Source organism: Corynebacterium sp. 335C (assembly GCF_053525695.1).
Genome location: NZ_JASTTB010000002.1, coordinates 1 through 19,580, shown reverse-complemented (window position 1 = coordinate 19,580; position 19,580 = coordinate 1). Strand labels below are relative to the sequence as shown.

Genomic DNA, 19,580 nt, shown 5'->3' with positions numbered 1-19,580 from the left:
AGCAGTGGATTGGGGCACACGTTAGCAAAGAATGTGAGGCAGGCAACAGCCCCACCCGTGCAGGCGCGGGCCCGACGGTCCCGGCAACACTGTACGCCCGGCCGGGGAAAGCATGCAAAGGGTGCATTCGCGCAGGCAGGCATGGCCGACGCACCTCCGGGGCGCGTCGGCGGCCGCCGGCGGGCGGGGCGCGGAACAGGGTTTCCGCGGGTACCCCCGCACCGCTTCGCCGCAGGCCGGGACGGTCGCGGGCGGGCCGGCGCGCCAGGCCCGCGACCGGGGCGAACGCGGCGGTGCACGCGGTCGCGGCCGCCACAAACGTCGCTAGGCGAACATATCATTTTGCGAAGTTTGCGAATTTCGTTGCGCCGTATTCGCGCCGCGATCCGCCGCCCACCCGGCCCCGGGGACCCCGCACGGGGGCGACGCCCGGCCCGGGGGCGGAAACCGGGGGCGGAGGGCCGGGACGGGCCGATATGGTGGACACCAGCCCCTGTTCGCTTGCCCGAAAGGTTGCGCACCTCAACATGAGCGCCGAGTTCCCGACCCTGCCCGACGAGTTCCTCCCCGGCGACGGCCGCTTCGGCTGCGGCCCGTCCAAGGTCCGCCCCTCCCAGATCCAGGCCGTCGTCGACGGCGCCCGGAACGTCATCGGCACCTCCCACCGCCAGCCGGCCGTGAAGAACGTCGTCGGCTCGGTCCGCGAGGGCCTCGCCGAGCTGTTCTCCCTCCCGGAGGGCTACGAGATCATCCTGTCCCTCGGCGGCGCGACCGCCTTCTGGGACGCCGCGACCTTCGGCCTCATCGAGCGCCGCTCCGCGCACCTGTCCTACGGCGAGTTCTCCTCGAAGTTCGCCAAGGCCTCCAAGATGGCCCCGTGGCTGAAGGCCCCGCAGATCATCGAGGCCGAGCCGGGCGACGCCCCGGAGCCGGTCGCCGGCGGCGACGAGGTCGACCTCATCGGCTGGGCGCACAACGAGACGTCCACCGGCGCGATGGTCCCGGTCGTCCGCCCCGAGGGCTCCGAGGGCCAGCTCGTCGCCATCGACGCCACCTCCGGCGCCGGCGGCCTGCCCGTCGACATGTCCCAGGCCGACGTCTACTACTTCTCCCCGCAGAAGTGCTTCGCGTCCGACGGCGGCCTGTGGCTCGCCGCTATGAGCCCGGCGGCCATCGAGCGCATCGCCAAGCTGAAGGCCGACGAGCACCGCTTCATCCCGGCGTTCCTCGACCTGCAGACCGCGGTCGACAACTCCCGCAAGAACCAGACCTACAACACCCCGGCCGTCGGCACGCTGCTCATGCTCGACGACCAGGTGAAGTGGATGAACGCCAACGGCGGCCTCGACGGCATGGTGGAGCGCACCACCGCCTCCTCCTCCGCCCTGTACGAGTGGGCCGACGCCCGCCCGGAGGCCACCCCGTTCGTCGCCGACCCGGCCAAGCGCTCCCTCGTCGTCGGCACCATCGACTTCGACGAGAACGTCGACGCCGCCGCGATCGCCAAGGTGCTGCGCGCCAACGGCATCCTGGACACCGAGCCGTACCGCAAGCTCGGCCGCAACCAGCTGCGCATCGGCATGTTCCCGGCCATCGAACCGGAGGACGTGAAGAAGCTGACCGGCGCCATCGACTGGGTCCTCGACAACGGCCACGCCGCCGAGTAGGACCCGCCGGGCCCGCCGGGGACCTCCCCGGCGCCCCGCCGGCGCCGCGCCGCCGCGTCCCTCCCGCCGCCCGGGAGGCCGCCCGGCCCGCCCCGCCCCCGCACACGCCGCATCCCGCCGGATGCCCGCGGTGCGGGGGCGGCGTCGTTTAGCATGGAATGACATCGTCCACGTCGGCAGGCACAGGAGGGCACGCGATGCGCGAGCTGGAGTTCATCCCGGGTGCGGGCGGCGACGGCGAGCTGGTGTTCGCCGACGCCGACGGGGAGCGCTTCCGCGTCCCCCTCGGCGACGCCCTGCGCGAGGCGGTCGCCGCCTCCGGGGGCTCCGCCGGCGCCGCGCCCGCCGGCGACTCCGCCTCCGGCGCGGACCAGGCCGCCCAGGCCGCCCCGGGCGGCGCCGCGGACTCCCCCGCGGGCGCCGCCCACCGCGCCGACGACGGCGACGCGGCCGACGCCCCGGGCATCTCCCGGGCTCCCGGGCCCCGCCCGGGCGACGCCCCGGCGGACTCCCCCGCCCCGGCCGCGCCCGCCGACCCCGCGCCGCCCCGCCCGGCCATCGCCGCGGTGCGCGACGAGCGCCCGGTGCGCCGCCTGCGCCCCCGCGAGATCCAGGACCGCGTCCGCGCCGGCGCGTCCGTGCAGGACATCGTGGAGGAGACGGGCATGGACGCCCGCCAGGTGGAGCCGTTCGCCTGGCCGGTGCTCGGCGAGCGCCACCGCATCGCCCAGCTGGGCCGCGACGCCCACCCGCAGCGCTCCGACGGCCCGGCGCCGCTGACGCTGGCGGAGGTCGTCGCCACCGCCTTCGCCGCCCGCGACCTCGACCCGGCGGAGGCCCGCTGGGACGCCCGCCGCGACCCGGCCGGCCAGTGGATCGTCTCGGTCTCCTGGACCGCCGGACTGTCGGACAACACCGCGGAGTGGAGCTTCCACCCGGCGTCCGCCGGCGAGTCCGCCGCCGTGTCGCGCAACGCGCTGGCCGCGGAGCTGGTGGACCCGGACTACGCCCGCTCGACCCCGTTCGGGGCGCGGCGCGACGAGATCGCCGACGACCGGGATGACGACGACGAGGTGCCGGAGGAGTTCCTGCGCCACCCGGACGACGACGAGCCGCGCCGACGCCGCCGCAAGACCGTGATGCCGTCCTGGGAGGACGTGCTGCTGGGCGTGCGGCCCACCGACCGGAAGTAACGTGACGCGGCGGCCCGGGAACGGGACCGCCGCGGTGAGTGGAGGGGAGCCACCGCAATGACCGACGCCGACGCAGCGCCCCGGGGCGCGGGCATCGCCGGCCGCCGGGCCGTCGTCACGTTCTGGTTCGTCTCCGCGGCGGACCCCGCCGCGGTGCTGCGCGCGGAGCCGGGCCCGGACCGCGGCTTCGGCCGCAAGTACCTGGCGCAGCTGGATCCGTCGCTGCCGGCGGAGTCGTTCGCGGATTTCCCGCTGAACCGGTCGACGGAGGCCGGCCCCGGCGAGTTCTACGTCGGCGGCTACCCGGGCCTGGCGGTCGTGCAGACCGTCGTCGACGGGTTCACGCTGCCGACGGAGCTGTCGCCGCGCTACATGGCGGGCATCGCCGCCGACGACGTGTACGTCACGGCGGTCGACGGCCGCGGCTTCGGCGCGTTCGCGCACTTCGCGGACGGGGAGGTCCGCCGCGCGTTCGCGGCGGTGCCGGACAAGATCCTGCAGGACGAGGGGCTGCCGTCGCCCGCGGAGGGGCCCTACTGGGCGGGTGCCCACCGTCCGGTGCGTGACGACGGGGACCGCCCCGGCGAGATCTACGGCCGCGGCGTGGAGCTGCCGTTCGACCCGGCGGATCTCGCCGCCGGCGCGGTGGCGGGCTGGCTGGGCTTCGATCCGCGCGGGGACGGCCCGGACGTGCCGGTGGCGGCGTTCGCCGTCGACGGCCGCCCCGCCCCGCGGGCGGCGGCGCGTCGGGGGAAGGCCCCGCAGGCGCCGGCGCCGGTGCGCACGGCGGACTACGACGACTACGAGGCGGCGGCGTCCGACGACGGCTCCGCGGCCGTCGAGCGGGCCCGGGCCATCGGCCGCGGCGTCGTCTCGGGCGCCCGTGCGGCGGGCCGGGCGGCCGGCCGCGGCGCCCGCGGGCTGCGCGAGGCGGTGCGGCGCAGGCTGCGCTCCTGACCGCGGCGCTCCCCCGGCGCGGGTCCGGCACTCCCCGGCGCTCGCCCGGCGCGCGCCCGGCGCGCGCCCGGCGCGCGCCCGGCGCGGGTCGGGCGCTCCCCGGTGCGGACCCGGACGCGAAGATGCGGACCCGGACACGAAGAAAGGGGCCCCGGCACAGTCGTGCGCCGGGGCCCCTTTTCGGCCTCCCCGGGTCAGCGGGCGGAGAGGCCTCGCAGCCGCTCGTAGAAGCCGATGGCGGCCGACGTCGCGACGTTGAGCGAGTCGGTGCCCGGCGCCATGGGGATGCGGGCGCGGACGTCGCAGGCCCGCATGGCGTGCTCGGTGAGCCCGGGCCCCTCGGCGCCGACGAGGACGGCGACGCGGTCGGCGTCCATCGCCTCCCACAGCTCCACGGCGGAGTCGCCGGGGGTCATGGCGACGATGCGGAAGCCCCGCTCCCGCAGCTCCCCCAGGGAGCGCTGCCACGTCGTCGTGGTGCCGGGCAGGTGCGCGAACGGCAGCCGCAGCACGTGGCCCATGGACACGCGGACGACGCGGCGGTAGAGCGGGTCGGCGCAGGCGGCGCCGAACAGGACGCCGTCGACGCCCATGCCGGCGGCGTTGCGGAACAGCGACCCGATGTTCTCGTGGTCGCCGACGCCCTCGAGCACCAGGAGGGTGCGGGCGCCGTCGACGACGTCGGCCACGGACGGCTCCGGCGCCCGGTCCGCGGCGGCGACGAGCCCGCGGTGCAGGTCGAAGCCCGCGGCGCCGGCCAGCGTCGGCCGGTCCACGTCGACGACCGACGCGCCCGCGGGCAGCCGGACGCCCGCGGCGGAGAGGGCGTCGTCAAGCTCCCGCAGACGGCGATCCGTGCCCGCGATGACGCGGACCGGGAACCGGGACGCGACGAGGCGGGGGACCACCAGCGCGCCCTCGGCGACCACGAGCCCCTTGCCGCCCGGCAGATCGGGGCGGTTGTCGGAGTGGTTGAGGTCGCGGACGTCGTCCAGCCGCGGGTCCGCCGCGTCGCGGACGACGGCGGGGGCGGGCAGGACCCGCCAGCCGTCGCCGGGCTCGGCGACGGCGCCCGCCGCGGTGCCGTCATGCGTCGTCATGGCCGTTCCCCTACGTCAGCAGCTCGGTGACCGGGTCCACGGCGAAGTAGACCATGAACAGCACCGCGAGGACGTAGATGAGCGGGTGGACCTGCTTCGCGCGGCCGGTGGCCAGGCCCATCACGGCGTAGGCGACGAAGCCGGCGCCGATGCCGTTGGCGATGGAGTACGTGAACGGCATGATCACGATGGTGAGGAACGCCGGCAGGGCGATGTCCATGCGGGAGAAGTCGATGTCCTTGATCTGGCCCATCATCAGCACGCCGACGACGACCAGGACGGGGCCGGCGGCCTCGATCGGCACCATCTCGTACAGCGGCGTGAAGAACATCGCCAGCAGGAACATCAGGCCCGTGACGACGTTGGCCAGGCCCGTGCGCGCGCCGTCGGCGATGCCCGCGGCGGAGTCGACGAAGACGGTGTTGGAGGAGGCGGAGGACGCGCCGCCGACGATGGCGCCGGCGCCCTCGACGACCAGGGCGCGGCGCATGTCCGGCAGCACCCCGTCCTCGTCGGCCAGCCCGGCCTGCTTGCCCAGGCCGGTCATGGTGCCCATCGCGTCGAAGAAGTTCGCCAGGACCAGGGTGAACAGCAGCATCGTGGCGCCGACGACGCCGACGCGCAGGAACGCGCCGAACGGGTCGATGTTGCCCAGGATGGACAGGTCCGGCAGGCCGCCGAAGGCGTCCGGCAGCTCCGGCACGCCCATCGACCAGCCGCCCGGGTTCGGCTTCCCGTCGACGAAGGACGGGCCGGAATCGGTGAGCGCCTCGACGACCAGCGCGATGATGGTGTTGGCGACGATGCCGATGAACAGGCCGCCCGGCACCTTCAGCGCGACGAGGACGCCGCAGATGAAGACGCCGAGGACGAAGACGACGGTCGGCCAGGAGGCGATCTGGCCGCCGGAGCCGAGCTGCACCGGGACGGTGGTGCCGGCGGCGTCGGGGACGCGGGAGACGAGGCCGCCGTCGACGAAGCCGATCATGGCGATGAACAGGCCGATGCCGACGGTCATGGCGGACTTCATCGACGGCGGGATCGCGTCGAAGACCGCCGAGCGGAAGCCCGAGATGGCCAGCGCCACGATGATGACGCCGTCGAGGACGACGAGGCCCATCGCCTCCGGCCACGTCAGCCCCTCGACCGACACGAACGTCACGGCGACGAGCGTGTTGATGCCCAGGCCGGCGGCGAGGCCGAACGGGTAGCGGGCCCACAGGCCGAACAGGATGGTCATGACGCCGGCCGCGAAGGCGGTGGCGGCGGCGACCTGGGGGACGCCGAGGACGGTGCCCTCGGAGTCGGCGACGGTGCCGAGGATGAGGGGGTTGAGCAGGATGATGTACGCCATCGCGAAGAACGAGACGACGCCGCCCCGCACCTCCGTCAGGACGCTCGATCCCCGCTCCGTGATGCTGAAGTAGCGGTCGAGCGCGCCGCGGGCGCCCCCTCCGCTCGGGGCGCCCGCGGTGCCCTGCTGCACCGCGGTGGCCCGGTTGGTCTCGCTCATGGACGCTCCGATCCCGGTTTGAGAAAACTGCGGGCGGCGCCCGGAATCCGCGCCCGGCCGCCGCCGCGCGCTCCCGCGCGCACACGTAGAGTCCCAAACATGGACCCGCGCGAGCAAATGCAGGACGCACCCGGCGACCCCGGATCGCCGCCGGTCAACGCGCCGCGGGCGCGGGATGCGGCGCAGCCCGCGGAGCCGGCCTCCGCGGAGCCGGCCGAGGCCCCCGAGCTGCCGCGCTGGGCGGAGGATCCGCGTCCGGCGCTGGCCGCGGGCATCGCCGCGTTCGCGCTCGGCGCCCCGGCCGCGTTCGCCGCGGCCGGCCCGCAGGCGGGCTGGACGTGCGTCACGGGCGCGGTGGTCGGGACCGCGGGATGGGGCGTCTACGCGTGGCAGCGCGCCGCGGTGCGGCGCGGGTCGCGCACGGCGCAGGTCGGCATCCGCGCCGACGGGTAGCGGTGCGCGCGGGATTCGCGTGACGACGGTCCCCGCCGCGGCGGCCCAGCCGCGCCCGGCGCGGTCATGCCCGGCACGGGAGCTGCGCCGCTCCCCGTCGCGTGCGCTGCGCCGACGCCCGGCGCGGGCGCTCCCCTACTCCCCGGGGCGGTCGGCGGGCGCGTCGCTCCACGCCTCGCCGGACGGGTTGCCCTCGCCGCCGACGGCGGGGGTGGCGGAGTGGGCGCCGCAGCCGTGGTCGCGGTGGACGACCTCGGCGTCGAAGGTCCACTCGTTGGCGCAGACGCCGAAGTCGCGGCCCAGCTTTCCCTGGAGGGGGACGAGGAAGGCGCAGGTGTCGCAGTGGTGCAGCGCCTCGCGGGCGAATTCGCCGCGGGGGCCGTTGCCGCCGTCGCGCCAGCGGGCGGCGGCCTCGCCGGCGCCCTCGCCGGTGAGCTTCCGCTCGCCGGGTTCGCCGGGGGTCAGGCGGGGGTCGTCGTCGGCCGGGGGCATGAGGTCGCGGGGGCCGAGGTCGCCGGGGCGGACCCGGTCCTCGTAGGGCACCCACTCCGGGGCGCGCAGGGCCTGGTCGCCGGGGACGAGGGCGACCTCGTTGACGGTGACGTGGTCGGAGCCCTCGGCGCAGGCGAGGACGACGTGCCATTCCCATCCGCGGTAGCCGGGCAGGTCGGTGGCGAAGCGGTGGACGGCGACGCCGCGGCCGACCATGGTCACGCCGGCGTGGTCGCCGACGGGGCCCTCGTCGAGCTCCTCGACGGCCCGGCGGGCCAGGTCGATGGCCGCCGGGCGCGTCAGCGGCCCGCCGCCGCGTCCGCGGCGGCGCCGCCTGCTGCCTCGTCTCCGGTTCTCCGTCACGGCCGCCATTCTAGGATGTGCGCATGCCCGCCCGTCGACGACCGCCCGCCCGGCGCGCCCTCGCGGCGCTCGCGACCGGCGCCTGCGCGGCGATTCCGGCGCTGGCCGGCTGCACCGCGGACACGGCGGGCCCCAGCGCCGGCGCCGCCGGGGCCGCCGCGGCGCCCTCCACCATCGCGGCCGCCGACCCCGCCCCGCCGCGGCGGGTGGAGGTCGAGGTCCTCGCCGAGCACCCGTGGAACCCGGCGTGGTTCACCCAGGGACTGGAGTTCGACGGCCCGGACCTGCTGGTCGGCACCGGCCTGCACGGCGAGTCCGCGCTGATGCGGGTGACCGCTCCCCCGGGCCCGCCGCGGGTGCTGGCGGAGCGCCCGCTGCCGGCGGAGCACTTCGGCGAGGGGATCACCGTCGCGGGCGCGTCCATCTGGCAGCTGACCTGGCACGCCGGCGTCGCCCACCGCAGCACCGGCGCCGATCTGCGGCCCGACGGCGGGGCGCGCTACGACGGCGAGGGCTGGGGACTCTGCCACCACGCGCCCGACGACGTGCTGGTGATGTCGGACGGCACCGGGACGCTGACGCTGCGGGACCCGGCGGATCTCTCCGCCCGCACCGCGGTGGAGGTCGCCCGGGGCGATGGAGGGGACGTCGGCAAGCTCAACGAGCTGGAGTGCGTCGCCGCCGCGGACCTGCCCGCGGGGGCCGGGGATCTCGCGGGGACGTGGGCCAACCGGTGGCCCACCGGGGAGCTGCTGCTCATCGACCCGGCGACCGGCGCGGTGCGGGCGACCGCCGACGCGTCGGCGCTGCGCGGCATGCTGCCGGCCGAGGGTTCGGAGGAGGCGGACGTGCTCAACGGCATCGCGCACGTGCCCGGCACCGACCGCTTCCTGCTGGCGGGCAAGCGCTGGCCGACGCTGTTCGAGGTGCGGTTCCGGCCCGCCGACGGCGGCCGGTAGACTGCGACGCGTCAATCCGGGCCCCGGCGCCCGGCGGAAACGGCGGCCGCGGCGGATGCACCGGGCACGGCGGCCACGGCGGAAAGGACGCGCGGCATGGCGAGGAAGTCGACGGCGAAGGGGCTGACCCTCCTGGCGGTCATCGTCGCGGTGGGCCTGGTCATCACCGGCATCGTCGTGGCGGTGGAGTACTTCCGCGACGACGCGGTGGAGGACCCGTCGGCACTGGAGCTCACCGTCTCCGTCGGCGGCGAGGAGATCACGGTCCGCCCCTACCGCGTGTGCGAGCTCGGCGCGGAGTGCGAGACCGACGACGCGAACATCGCCTCCGTCGCCGTCGGCCCGCAGGACGTCGCGGAGGTCACCGTGCCGGACGAGGTCGCCGAGGGCGCCTGGGTCCTGCAGCGCTTCTACGCCGACGAGGCGATGAACGGCGCCGAGAACCACGAGGCGGGCTCCGCGACGACGGTGAAGGTCTCCGGCTCGGAGTCCGTCGCCGGCAAGCGCTCCAACCTCGCGGTCATGGAGGTCTCCAGCGCCAGCATCGTCGGCGTCGACGACGCGGGCGAGGAGACGGTCTACGGCGTCACCTGGTCGGTGGCCAACGACGCCGCCTAGCGGCGCGGGCCGGGGTTCGCCGCCCGCGGACGCGGAAACGGGGCCCGCACGTCGACGTGACGTGCGGGCCCCGTTGCGCGTGCGCGGGCCCGGGGGCGGGGCCGTCCCCGCCCCCGGGCGGGCGCCTAGCGGTCCAGCTCGCGGGCGATGGCCCGCAGCACCTCGGCGACCTGGCGGCCGTGGCGGCGCTCGGCGTGGCGGCCGCGGTCGAGCTCGCCCTGCACGTCCTCCAGCATCGAGATGACGTCGGAGATCATGGAGTTCAGCTCCGCCGGGCTGCGGCGGGCGCCGCCCCCGTGGCCCTGGCCGTGGCCGCGGCCCCCGCGTCCGCCGCGGCCGTGCGCGCGGTCGTCGCGGGCGCGGGGCGCCTCCTCGACGACGTTGATGCGCAGGGCCTGCGGGCCGGGGCGGCCGTCGGCGTAGTCGTATTCGATCCGCTGCCCCTTGTGCAACTCGTCGACGCCGTCGGGCAGGACGTTCCTGCCGACGTAGACGTCCTCGCCGCCCGGGTTGGACACGAAGCCGAAGCCGCGCTCGCGGTCGTACCACCTGACCTTGCCGATGGGCACGGTGCACACCCTCCTTCTTCTCCGGCGCGGCCGTGTGCCGCGCCGCCGGGATTGAATGGAACACTGTACCCGACCACGGGAAACACCGTTCCGTAACAGTTGCATAACGTGACCTTGGTCACATTTTCGGCGAACCACTGCCGTCACACGCGTCACGCCACGTCCCGGACCTGCATAATTGCAGCACTTTTCGACGATTCCCGCGCCGCTCCCCGCCGCACGCCCGGCGCCGAGATCGGCGATCCGATGTGACTAATCCGTTACCGGCGGCTAGCGTTGCCCCGGAACGCGCCGGCCATGCCACGCCGCCAACGCCCACCCCGTCCGGGGCGGCAACGGAGGCCGGGACATCGCGGAGACAACTCCACAGGACATCCTGACCGCGGACGGGGTCGGGGACACGGCCGGACCACAACCGGCGGCGCGCGACCGCGCGGCGCCCGCTCCGGCGCAGATGCACATACCGACGAGAAGGAACATCCACATGGCCCGTCACGCCAAGAAGACCCGCTCCACCGCCTCCGCGACCGCCAAGGTCGCCCTGACCGGCGCCCTGCTCGGCGCCGGCGCCGCCGCCCTGGCCCCGTCCGCCGGCGCGGCCCCGCTCTCCGACTGGGAGCGCCTGGCGCAGTGCGAGTCCGGCGGCAACTGGCAGATCAACACCGGCAACGGCTACTACGGCGGTCTGCAGTTCTCGGCCTCCACCTGGACCGGCTTCGGCGGCGGCGAGTTCGCCCCGCGCGCCGACCTGGCCACCAAGGACCAGCAGATCTACGTCGCCGAGAAGGTCCTGGCCGGCCAGGGCTGGGGCGCGTGGCCCGCCTGCTCCGCGAAGCTCGGCCTGAGCTCCGCCCCGAACACCGACCGCCCGAAGCCGGTCTCCGGCTCCTTCGGCACCAACGTCGCCGCCGAGACCGCCACCCCGGGCGCCTCCTCCACCACCACCTCCCCGGAGGAGCAGGCCGGCCCGGAGGCCATCATCCGCGGCATCCTCGAGGACCCGGCCGCCTACGCCACCGACCCGGCCAAGGCCATCGAGGCCCTCCTCGGCGCCGCCAAGCAGGCCGACGTCACCGCCATCCTGGAGGCCCTGGAGTCCGCCGCCGCCCAGGCCGGCGTCGAGCTCCCGGCCGGCGTCTCCCAGATCGCCGACCAGCTCCTGGTCTCCCTCCCGGCCTAAGCACCCGGGACACGCCTCCCGCGCCGCACCCCGGCGCGGCGGGCACGACGAAGGGCCCCGCCCGACCATCGCGGTCGGCGGGGCCCTCCGTCATGCGCGGGACCGGCGCGGCCATGCGCGGGGTGGCGCGGCCGCCCGCGGCATCCGCGCCGCCGCGGCGCGGGCGCCGTCGTCACGCGCGGGGCGCATCCCCTCCCCCGCGCGTCCCCGCACGCGCACCCGGGGCACGCGCGGCGCGGGGCGCGTCGTCACGCGAATCCCCCGCAGGCGCCCCGGGACACGACGAAACGCCGATGCGCGCAGGGCGCACCGGCGGAGGCGGGGCCGCATGCCCCGCGTCGGTCGCGGACCGCTACTTGCCGATGACGGTGTGCGGGTGGACGTAGCCCAGGGTCTTCGGGTCCACCGGGAACTCGATCTCGCCGAACGGGGAGTCGGCGCCCGCGTGGCGCGCGATGAGCTCGGTGACGGCGTGCTCGCCCTCGGCGACCTCCGGCCAGGCCGGATCCACGAACTTCTTCTTGTCGACGTTAGCCATGCGCACATTGTGCCCCATGGCCCGGCCCCGGACCATAATCCGGGGGCACCCCCGGCGGTAGGATGACCCCATCATGTCCCCCGATGACCGGTTCCCCCCGTTCCGCCGGTGGCTCGCCGCGCGCCCCGACTCCTTCCTGGAGGACCTCCTGCGCGCCCGCCCCGACGCGGTGTCCCCGCCGCCGAAGAGCACCGACGTCCTCGCCGCCCGGCTGCAGCTGCGCGCCTCCGTCCAGCGCATCCTCCCGGAGCTCGACGCCACCGCCCTCGCCGTCCTCGAGGCCGCCGTCGACGCCGGCGCCGAACTGGAGCCCGTCACCGCCGCCGACGTCGCCGCGTCCCTCCGCGACGCCCTCGCCGACGCCGGCGTCCCCGCCCGCGAACGCCCCACCGTCGCCCACGTCCGCGCCGCCCTCGACGACCTGCGCGCCGCGGCGCTCGTCCACGGCGACGGCCCCGCCGCCGGCGGCGCCTTCTCCGGCCGCGCCCGCGCCAACCCCGGCGACCACGCAGACCGGCTCATGGTCGTCGACGGCGCCTGGGAGTCCCTCCCCGCCGGCTGGCGCCTGCTGCCCCGCGCCGGGGAGCCTACCGCCGCGGAGCTGCGCGACGCCCTCGACGCCGTCGACGACCGGCAGCGCCGCATGCTCGGCACCCTCGTGGAGGCCGGCGGCCTCGGCGTCACCCGCGACGCCGCGCCCGACGCCGACCCCGCCGCGCCCGTGCCGCGCCTCCTCGCCGCCGGGCTGCTCGACCGCGTCGACGACCGCACCGTCCGCCTCCCCGGCCGCGTCCGCTCCCTCCTGCGCGGCGAACCGCTGCCGGAGGGCCCCGTGCCGCTGCGGCCCGGCGCGCCGGAGACCACCGAGCCCCGCGACGTCGACGGCACCGCCGCCGGCGCGGCCCTGGAGACCATCCTCGGCGTCCGCGACCTCCTGGAGCTGCTGGGCGAGCGGCCCGCCTCCACCCTGAAGGACGGCGCCATCGGCGTCCGCGAGCAGCGCCGCCTCCTCGAGGCCACCGGGCTCGACCTGCCCGGCCTCGCCCGGCTCGTCGCCCTGTGCACCGCCGCCGGGCTCATCGCCGCCGGCACGCCGCACCCGCTGCCCGCCGACGACGACGGCGGCGACTCCCTCGCCCCCACCGAGACGGCCGACGCGTTCCTCGCCGCCGCCGACCCCGCCCGCTGGGCGATGCTCGTCGACGGCCTCCGCTCCTCCGAGCAGGCGCCCTGGCGCGTCGGCGCCCCCGGCCCCGACGGCCGCACCGTCATGCTGCTCACCGCCGGCGCCACCCGGGCCGGGCTGCCGCGGCTGCGCGGCGTCCTCGGCGACCTGCTGTGCGGCGAACTCGACCCCGGCGAGGCGCTCGCCGACCCCGCCGGCGAACTGCTGCGCCGCCGGCCCCTGGTCGCCGTGCGCACCCCCGCCGCCGTGCTGCGCGGCGCCGTCGACGACCTCGTGGCCCTCGGCCTCGCCGTCCGCGACGGCGACGCCGTCGCCGCCTCCGCCGCCTGGCGCGCCGCCCGCGACGCCCGCGGCGACGAGCTCGCCGACGCTCTCGCCCCGCTCCTGCCCGCGCCCACGACCATCCTCATCCCCCAGGCCGACCTCACCATCCTCGTGCCCGGTCCCGCCGGCCCCGAGCTCACCGGCCCGCTCGCCCGCTTCGCCGAGCCCGAGTCCCAGGGCCTGGCGACGGTCCACCGCGTCACCGAGGACTCCGTCCGCGCCGCCCTCGACGGCGGCATGACCGCCGCGGAGATCCACTCCTTCCTCGTCGACCGCTCCTTCGGCGACGTCCCCCAGTCGCTCACCTACCTGATCGACGACGTCGCCCGGCGCCACGGCCGCCTCCGCGGTGGCCCCGCCTCCTCCTACCTGCGCTGCGACGACGCCGCGCTGCTCGCCGCCGTCATGGCCGCCCCCGTCGCCGAGGCGCTCGGCCTGCGCCGCATCGCCGACACCGTCGTCGTCTCCCCCGTCGCGCCCGCGCGCCTCATCGACGCGCTGCGCGCCGCCGGCCACGCCGCCGTCGCCGAGGACGCCGGCGGCGCCACCCTCGACCTCTCCCCCGCCCCCTGCCGCGTCGAGGATCCGCCCCGGCGGCCCGCCCCCGACCACCGCGCCGACGACGGCCCCGTCTCCCGCGCCCTCGAGGCCCTGCGCCGCGGCGACCGCGCCGCCGGCGACGGCTCCGGCCGCATCGGCATGGACGACGACCCCGCCACCGGCGCCGCCGCCCAGGCCCTGCTCCAGCGCTCCGCCCGCGCCGGCCGCGACGTCATCATCGGCTACGTCGACCGCAACGGCCGCGCCGCCCGCCGCCGCGTCCGCCCCGTCACCGTCACCGGCGGGCAGGTCGACGCCATCGACCCCGCCGGCGGCGACGTCCTGCGCTTCCTCCTCCACCGCGTCACCGAGGTCGAGCCCGCCGACTAGCGGCGGCCGGCGACGGCTCCGTCGGGCGGCGGACCGCAGCGCGTGCGGACGTCGTCACGCATGACGCGCACGGCGGACGGACGCGGGCACCTCGACGCGCCCCGCGGGCGGGCGCCATAATGGAGGTTCGGCCCGACCCGGGCCACGACCGCCGCGCACCGCGGCCCCACGACCCCGTGAGAGGTGATTGACCGTGACGTTCGGCGACGGACCGCTCATCGTCCAGTCCGACAAGACGGTGCTGCTGGAGACCGCGCACCGCGACGCCGACGCCGCCCGCGCCGCGCTCGCCCCCTTCGCGGAGCTCGAGCGCGCCCCCGAGCACGTGCACACCTACCGCATCACCAACCTCGCGCTGTGGAACGCCCGCGCCGCCGGGCACGACGCGGAGCAGGTCGTCGACGTCCTCGAGACGTACTCCCGCTTCCCCGTCCCCCAGCCCCTGCTGGTCGACGTCGCCGAGACCATGGACCGCTACGGCCGCCTCACCCTGGCCAAGCACCCCGCCCACGGCCTCGTCCTCGAGTCCTCCGACCCCGCCGTCCTCGCCGAGATCGTCCGGCACAAGAAGATCCGCCCCATGCTCGGGGAGCGGATCGACGGCGACACCTGGACCGTCCACCCCTCCGGACGCGGCCGCGTCAAGCAGGAGCTGCTCAAGGTCGGCTGGCCCGCCCGCGACGTCGCCGGCTACGTCGACGGCGAGGCCCACGCCATCGCCTGGGACGTCTCCGCCGGCGACGAGTGGGAGCTGCGCGACTACCAGCGCCACGCCGCCGACTCCTTCCGCGAGGGCGGCTCCGGCGTCGTCGTCCTGCCCTGCGGCGCCGGCAAGACCCTCGTCGGCGCCGCCTCCATGGTCGACGCCCAGCGCACCACCCTCATCCTGGTCACCAACACCGTCGCAGGCCGCCAGTGGCGCGACGAGCTGCTGCGCCGCACCACCCTCACCGAGGAGGAGATCGGCGAGTACTCCGGCGAGAAGAAGGAGATCCGCCCCGTCACCATCGCCACCTACCAGGTGGTCACCCGCAAGACGAAGGGCGAGTACCGGGCCCTCGAGCTGTTCGACTCCCGCGACTGGGGCCTCATCATCTACGACGAGGTCCACCTCCTGCCCGCCCCCGTCTTCCGCATGTCCGCCGACCTCCAGTCCCGCCGCCGCCTCGGCCTCACCGCCACCCTCGTGCGCGAGGACGGCCGCGAGGGCGACGTCTTCAGCCTCATCGGCCCCAAGCGCTACGACGCCCCCTGGAAGGACATCGAGGCCCAGGGCTGGATCGCCCCCGCCGAATGCGTCGAGGTCCGCGTCACCATGACCGAATCCGAGCGCATGGTCTACGCCACCGCCGAGGCCTCCGACCGCTACCGCCTCGCCGCCTGCGCCGCCACGAAGCTGCCCGTCGTCCGCCGCCTCGTCGACCGCCACGCCGGCGAGCCGACGATCATCATCGGCGCCTACCTCGACCAGCTCGAGGAGCTCGGCGAGGCCCTCGGCGCCCCCGTCGTCGACGGCTCCACCAGCAACAGGCGGCGCGAGGAGCTGTTCGGGGCGTTCCGCTCCGGGGAGATCTCCACGCTCGTGGTGTCGAAGGTCGCGAACTTCTCCATCGACCTGCCCGAGGCGTCCGTCGCCATCCAGGTCTCCGGCACCTTCGGCTCCCGCCAGGAGGAGGCGCAGCGCCTCGGACGCCTCCTACGCCCCAAGGCCGACGGCGGCGGCGCCGTGTTCTACTCCGTCGTCAGCCGGGATACGCTGGACACCGAGTACGCGGCGCACCGCCAGCGCTTCCTCGCCGAGCAGGGCTACGCCTACCGCATCGTCGACGCCGACGAGCTGCTGGGCCCGTCCCTGCCCGGCGACGCCATCGACGGGGCCTAGGCCCCGCGGCGGCGCGCCGGCCGCCGGCCCGGGGCATCGCCACGCCGCTCCGGCCGCCGCGCCGCCGCCCGCTCCACGACCGCCACCACCGCGACCCCGGGAAGGACCCGCACCCCATGGACGGCTTCCGCTTCACCGTCGACGAGGCCCACGCGAAGGCCACCAACGAGTACTTCCGCGACAGCCGCCGGCTGCGCACCTCCGCCGCCATCATGGCGGTGCTGTCCATCGCCGCCGCCGTCGCCGTGGTGGCGCTGTGGGGCTCCGGCGTGTGGACGTGGATCGCCGCCGCGATCCTCGCCCTCTTCGCGCTGTCCTGCCTGTACGTGCTGGTGGCGCTGCCGAAGCAGATCGGCACCCCGCAGGAGCTCTACGACCGCTGGCCCCTGGCGCCCGCGCTCGTCGCGGAGGTGAACCCACGCGACATGACGCTGCTGGCCCTCGTCGACGTCGCCGCCGAGGGCGACCGGCCCCGCCCGGCGCTGGCGGTGCGCACCGTCACCTCCATCCCCGGCGTGCCGCGCCGCACCGGCGCCCGCGTGCCGTCCGTCGCGGTGTCGGGCCGCCACGCCGCCGGCGGCGAGGTGTGGGACGAGGTGACGCCGGTGCCGCTGGCGTGGGGCACCCGCGACAAGAAGGTCATCGCCGCCGCGGAGGCCGAGATCCCGCGCGACGACTGGCTGCGCCTGCAGTCGCTCGCCGAGCGCGCCCCGGAGGTCAGGGGCACCCGCCGCGGGCTGCTGGAGCTGTAGCCGGCCCCGCGCGCCGACGCCGGCCGCGCGCACCTGCGGGGTGCGCGCGGCCGGCGTCTCTTCGCGTGACGACGTCCGCCGCCCCGGCCTAGCGGCCGCGGCCCCAGGACTCCTCGTTGGCGCGGTCGACGGCCTCCTTGTCGTACTCGCCGGCCGGGTCCTCCGGCACCTCGCGCGGCACGCCGGCGACGTCGATGACGTGGCGGGCCAGATCGGTGATGCGGCGGCGCCGCTCCGCCGGGGCCGTGACCATGTGGGTGGCCAGGAACTCCGCCGTCGTCGCCTCCCCGCCGGCGGCGCGGACGGCGTCGGCGAACTCGGCGCCGCCGCGGGCGACGTCGTCATGCGACGCGGTCTGCACGTGGACGCGGCGCAGCGCGGAGACGTCGGCGACCACCGGCGACGCGGCGGCCGACGCCGGGTCGGCGGGCGCGCCGAACATCAGCTCCGCGAGCGCCGCCGCGCGGTCGTCGCCGCGCAGATCGAGGGCGGGCATGGTCAGCGCCACGGAGGCGACGTCCGCGCCCGTCAGCGCCGCCAGCGCCGCGGCGTGGCCGCCGGAGCTCACGCCCCACAGGACGATGGACGACGGGTCGACGCCGAGCTCGTCCGCGTTCGCGCGCACCCAGTCGACCGCGGCGGTGAGGTCCGCGACGGCCGCCGGCAGCGGGTGCTCCGGGGCGAGGCGGTAGTCGACGTCGACGACGACGGCGCCGGAGCGCTCCGCCAGCGCCGCGCAGTCGGGGCCGAAGCAGGTGTCGCGGACGTCGCCGTCGCCCATCCACCAGCCGCCGCCGTGCGCGGCCACGACCGCGGCGCCCGTCGGCTGCTCCGGGACGTAGACGGTGGCGGCGACGGCGGGGACGGGCTCCACGCCGGCCGGCGGCGCGGCGACGGGGAGGTCGTCCTCGCCCCCGTCCGCGCGGCGCAGCGCGGGCACCGCCCACGACGGCTCCGCCGGCACAGAGATGGAGACGCCGCGCCACGACGTGCCGGGACGGCCGTAGGCGGTGAACGGCAGCGTGTGGTTCAGGCCCGCGCCGAGCACGAGCATCGCCGCATGCACCACCGCGTCGTCCTGGCGCGCGACGGTGCGGTTGGCCTCCGCCCGGGCGGCCGCGACGTCGTCACGCCACGCCGACAGCTCCGCGGCGGACGCCCCGTCGGCGGGGCGCGGCGGCAACCCGGCGACCGCCCCGGGGGCGAACGCCGTGACGTGCTCCTCCAGGTAGTCGACCAGCTGCCGCAGCCGCTGGTCGTCGGTCGTGATGGGCGTGAATCCGTCGGTCATGGCGGCCATTGTACGGAGCACCCGGACGCACCCCGTACGATGCGGTGACATGACCAGAACCGTCGCCCGACTCCGCCCGCTCGGCGAGACCATCTTCTCGACCATGAGCAACCTGGCCCGCACCCACGGCGCCGTGAACCTCGGCCAGGGCGCCCCCGACTTCGACGGCCCCGCGCCCGTCCTCGAGGAGGCGCGCCGCCAGATCGCCGACGGCAACAACCAGTACCCGCCGGACACCGGCCACGCCGTGCTGCGCGAGGCGATCTGCGCCGAGCGCGCCGCCCGCCTGGGCCACGTCTACGACCCGGAGACGGAGTGCGTCGTCACCGTCGGCGCGACGGAGGCCATCACCGCCGCGCTGCTCGGCCTCGTGGAGCCCGGCCAGACCATCGTGCTCATCGAGCCGTACTACGACTCGTACCTCGCCGCCGTCGTGCTGGCCGGCGCGAAGCACGTGTCCGTGCCGCTCGTGCGCGGCGAGGAGTCGTGGCGCCTGGACCGCGAGGCGATGGCCCGCGTCGTCGAGGAGCATGACGTGGCGATGATCATCGTCAACTCCCCGCACAACCCCACCGGCACCGTGCTTCACGACGAGGACCTCGCCGCGATCGCCGACGCCGCGCGCCGCGCGGACGCCATCGTGTTCTCCGACGAGGTCTACGAGCACCTCATCTACGACGGCGGCGTGCACCGCTCCATCGTCGACCAGCCGGGGATGCGCGAGCGGTCCATCGTCGTGTCGTCCGCCGCGAAGACGTTCAACGTCACGGGCTGGAAGACCGGCTGGGCGCTGGCGCCGGCGGACCTCGTGGAGGGCATCGTCGCGGCGAAGCAGTTCATCACGTGCGTCGGCTGCGGCCCCGTCCAGCCTGCGGTGGCGAAGGGCCTGACGGAGTGCGGCGACTGGATCGCCGACCTCCGCGAGACGCTGCAGGGCAACCGCGACTACCTGCTGGAGCGCCTGCGCGGCATGGGCATCGACGTCCTCGGCGCCGAGGCCGGCTACTTTGTCGTCGCCGACGGCCGACCGCTGGGCTACGGGTCGGCGATGGAGGCGTGCCTGGCGCTGCCGGAGGCCGCGGGCGTGGCGGGCATCCCCGTCTCCGCGTTCGTGGACGACCCGGAGGACGAGCGGTGGCGCCACGGCATCCGCTTCGCCTTCTGCAAGAAGCGCGAGTCGATGGAGGAGGCGCTCGACCGCCTCGAGGAGCATCTGGAGCGCGTGCGCGGCTGACGCCGCGGTGCGTGACGACGCTCCCCTCCCCCGGTGACGCCGCCCGGAGGGCCCCGATGACGGGCCGGCCGGGCGGTTCCTTTCGGCGGAGGGGGCACTCAGTTGAGCCGCGGCCGCTGCACGGAGGAGGGTGGCCGACAAACTCCTCGTCATCTGCTCCGGCAAGGGCACCTCATGTCGGCAGGACACCGCAATGAGCTTGTGTCCGGCAGGCGCGGCGCCGAAAACGCGCTGCACGCAAAATAGGAGGGCCGGGAACCCCCGGCCCAGCCGAAGCTGAACCAAGGATTCCCGACCCTCCAACATGAAATTTAAATTGTCGGCGGTGACCTACTCTCCCACACCCTCCCGAGTGCAGTACCATCGGCGCTGGCAGGCT

Annotated in this window: 17 protein-coding genes; 11 read left to right on the top strand and 6 right to left on the bottom strand. The window is 76.0% G+C overall.

Going from position 1 to position 19,580, the window contains the following annotated elements; genetic code table 11:
- Positions 1 to 527: 527 nt before the first annotated feature.
- The 3 genes from serC (at position 528) to QQS41_RS07080 (ending at position 3,817) form a co-directional block, all read left to right on the top strand.
- Positions 528 to 1,667 carry a phosphoserine transaminase gene (serC, locus tag QQS41_RS07090; RefSeq protein ID WP_448852025.1) on the top strand — a complete coding sequence of 380 codons (1,140 nt, stop codon included), beginning with the start codon at positions 528 to 530 and terminating at the stop codon, positions 1,665 to 1,667.
- A 197-nt stretch (positions 1,668 to 1,864) separates the two neighbouring features.
- Positions 1,865 to 2,860: a septation protein SepH gene (gene sepH / locus QQS41_RS07085; protein ID WP_448852024.1), complete on the top strand. Its 996-nt coding sequence runs from the start codon at positions 1,865 to 1,867 to the stop codon at positions 2,858 to 2,860.
- 57 nt (positions 2,861 to 2,917) lie between these two features.
- The gene (locus QQS41_RS07080; RefSeq protein WP_448852023.1) at positions 2,918 to 3,817 is read left to right on the top strand and encodes a DUF6928 family protein; all 900 of its coding nucleotides are present in this window, start codon (positions 2,918 to 2,920) and stop codon (positions 3,815 to 3,817) included.
- Between the two features lie 194 nt (positions 3,818 to 4,011).
- Here the strand turns inward: QQS41_RS07080 and QQS41_RS07075 are convergent, their stop codons facing one another.
- Complete coding sequence (locus QQS41_RS07075; protein ID WP_448852022.1) at positions 4,012 to 4,917, bottom strand: TrmH family RNA methyltransferase; 906 nt, start codon at positions 4,915 to 4,917, stop codon at positions 4,012 to 4,014.
- Between the two features lie 10 nt (positions 4,918 to 4,927).
- A complete protein-coding gene (locus tag QQS41_RS07070) occupies positions 4,928 to 6,430 on the bottom strand; it encodes an NCS2 family permease (protein ID WP_448852021.1) in 1,503 nt (500 codons plus the stop codon).
- Positions 6,431 to 6,529: 99 nt separating this feature from the next.
- Here QQS41_RS07070 and QQS41_RS07065 point away from each other — a divergent pair, with 99 nt between their 5' ends.
- Positions 6,530 to 6,883 carry a DUF2530 domain-containing protein gene (locus QQS41_RS07065; protein ID WP_448852020.1) on the top strand — a complete coding sequence of 118 codons (354 nt, stop codon included), beginning with the start codon at positions 6,530 to 6,532 and terminating at the stop codon, positions 6,881 to 6,883.
- A gap of 135 nt (positions 6,884 to 7,018) precedes the next feature.
- Here the strand turns inward: QQS41_RS07065 and QQS41_RS07060 are convergent, their stop codons facing one another.
- A complete protein-coding gene (locus QQS41_RS07060) occupies positions 7,019 to 7,747 on the bottom strand; it encodes a DUF3027 domain-containing protein (RefSeq protein ID WP_448852019.1) in 729 nt (242 codons plus the stop codon).
- A gap of 14 nt (positions 7,748 to 7,761) precedes the next feature.
- Between QQS41_RS07060 and QQS41_RS07055 the strand changes: the two genes are divergently transcribed.
- The gene (locus tag QQS41_RS07055) at positions 7,762 to 8,697 is read left to right on the top strand and encodes a glutaminyl-peptide cyclotransferase (RefSeq protein ID WP_448852018.1); all 936 of its coding nucleotides are present in this window, start codon (positions 7,762 to 7,764) and stop codon (positions 8,695 to 8,697) included.
- 96 nt (positions 8,698 to 8,793) lie between these two features.
- Entirely contained in the window at positions 8,794 to 9,315 is a 522-nt protein-coding gene (locus tag QQS41_RS07050) for a DUF2771 family protein (protein WP_448852017.1), read from the top strand.
- Positions 9,316 to 9,440: 125 nt separating this feature from the next.
- On the opposite strand, the gene QQS41_RS07045 is transcribed toward QQS41_RS07050, so the two are convergent.
- Positions 9,441 to 9,884 (bottom strand): cold-shock protein, encoded by a 444-nt coding sequence (locus QQS41_RS07045; protein WP_448852016.1) that lies wholly within the window; start codon positions 9,882 to 9,884, stop codon positions 9,441 to 9,443.
- A gap of 484 nt (positions 9,885 to 10,368) precedes the next feature.
- Here QQS41_RS07045 and QQS41_RS07040 point away from each other — a divergent pair, with 484 nt between their 5' ends.
- A complete protein-coding gene (locus tag QQS41_RS07040) occupies positions 10,369 to 11,064 on the top strand; it encodes a transglycosylase family protein (protein ID WP_448852015.1) in 696 nt (231 codons plus the stop codon).
- A 352-nt stretch (positions 11,065 to 11,416) separates the two neighbouring features.
- Here the strand turns inward: QQS41_RS07040 and QQS41_RS07035 are convergent, their stop codons facing one another.
- Complete coding sequence (locus QQS41_RS07035) at positions 11,417 to 11,602, bottom strand: hypothetical protein (RefSeq protein WP_448852014.1); 186 nt, start codon at positions 11,600 to 11,602, stop codon at positions 11,417 to 11,419.
- 73 nt (positions 11,603 to 11,675) lie between these two features.
- On the opposite strand from QQS41_RS07035, the gene QQS41_RS07030 reads away from it, so the two are divergent.
- The 3 genes from QQS41_RS07030 to QQS41_RS07020 all read left to right on the top strand — a co-directional run bounded on the left by QQS41_RS07030 (position 11,676) and on the right by QQS41_RS07020 (position 16,676).
- Positions 11,676 to 14,042 carry a helicase-associated domain-containing protein gene (locus QQS41_RS07030; protein ID WP_448852013.1) on the top strand — a complete coding sequence of 789 codons (2,367 nt, stop codon included), beginning with the start codon at positions 11,676 to 11,678 and terminating at the stop codon, positions 14,040 to 14,042.
- 193 nt (positions 14,043 to 14,235) lie between these two features.
- Complete coding sequence (locus QQS41_RS07025; RefSeq protein ID WP_448852012.1) at positions 14,236 to 15,924, top strand: DNA repair helicase XPB; 1,689 nt, start codon at positions 14,236 to 14,238, stop codon at positions 15,922 to 15,924.
- 116 nt (positions 15,925 to 16,040) lie between these two features.
- Positions 16,041 to 16,676 carry a DUF3239 domain-containing protein gene (locus QQS41_RS07020; RefSeq protein WP_448852011.1) on the top strand — a complete coding sequence of 212 codons (636 nt, stop codon included), beginning with the start codon at positions 16,041 to 16,043 and terminating at the stop codon, positions 16,674 to 16,676.
- A gap of 88 nt (positions 16,677 to 16,764) precedes the next feature.
- Here QQS41_RS07020 and QQS41_RS07015 read toward each other — a convergent pair whose 3' ends face one another.
- The gene (locus QQS41_RS07015; protein ID WP_448852010.1) at positions 16,765 to 17,967 is read right to left on the bottom strand and encodes an alpha/beta hydrolase; all 1,203 of its coding nucleotides are present in this window, start codon (positions 17,965 to 17,967) and stop codon (positions 16,765 to 16,767) included.
- 49 nt (positions 17,968 to 18,016) lie between these two features.
- Here QQS41_RS07015 and QQS41_RS07010 point away from each other — a divergent pair, with 49 nt between their 5' ends.
- Entirely contained in the window at positions 18,017 to 19,201 is a 1,185-nt protein-coding gene (locus QQS41_RS07010; RefSeq protein WP_448852009.1) for an aminotransferase class I/II-fold pyridoxal phosphate-dependent enzyme, read from the top strand.
- The last annotated feature ends 379 nt before the right edge of the window (positions 19,202 to 19,580 follow it).